We start from the raw sequence: 615 nt of genomic DNA on the forward strand, positions 1-615 counted from the left end.
TTTAATATTCTTTAATATTCTTTTTTCTAAGAATCGTACCCATCGCACCTTCAAAGCATGCGGCAAACCCTGCAGCGAACAGTTGCTCTGGATTTGTCCCAGCTCCGTTACCCCCTAATTCCTTGGGATATCTCAAGTCCAAGTTTAGATTGCCATCGTTGGAAACAGCCTTGCCTTCTCTTCCACCTTGAACGTTTACAGTAGCTGTGTACAATTTCTTTTCCATTTTTATCATTTTCGGAACACTCCTTTTAATACTGGATTATTTTATACTCATTTTGCGCTGATTAACCAACTACGTTCGTTACTACTTCGATATTGCCACGGGTTGCTTTAGCATAAGGGCAAACCAGATGGGCTTCCGCCACGATTTCCTCAGCCACGCTGGTTTCTACGCCGCTTATCGTGATGTCCAAAGTAATTGCGAGTACAAAACCGTCGTTCACATCTTTGCCGAGCGTAACATTAGAAGCGATGGTTATACCTTCCGTTTTAATATTCTTTTKTCTAAGAATCGTACCCATCGCACCTTCAAAGCATGCGGCAAAYCCTGCAGCGAACAGTTGCTCTGGATTTGTSCCAGCTCCGTTACCCCCTAATTCCTTGGGATATCTC

Annotated in this window: 1 protein-coding gene and 1 pseudogene; both read right to left on the reverse strand. The window is 43.5% G+C overall.

The window, feature by feature from the left end; genetic code table 11:
- Positions 1 to 10 precede the first annotated feature (10 nt).
- Positions 11 to 235: pseudogene (locus tag AC1DLI_RS34315) on the reverse strand (Ohr family peroxiredoxin); the annotation flags it as partial.
- 52 nt (positions 236 to 287) lie between these two features.
- Positions 288 to 615: Ohr family peroxiredoxin (locus tag AC1DLI_RS34320; protein ID WP_477610208.1), on the reverse strand; the 328-nt coding region annotated here is incomplete at its 5' end.

This window comes from Paenibacillus sp. 01T443, from assembly GCF_056398325.1.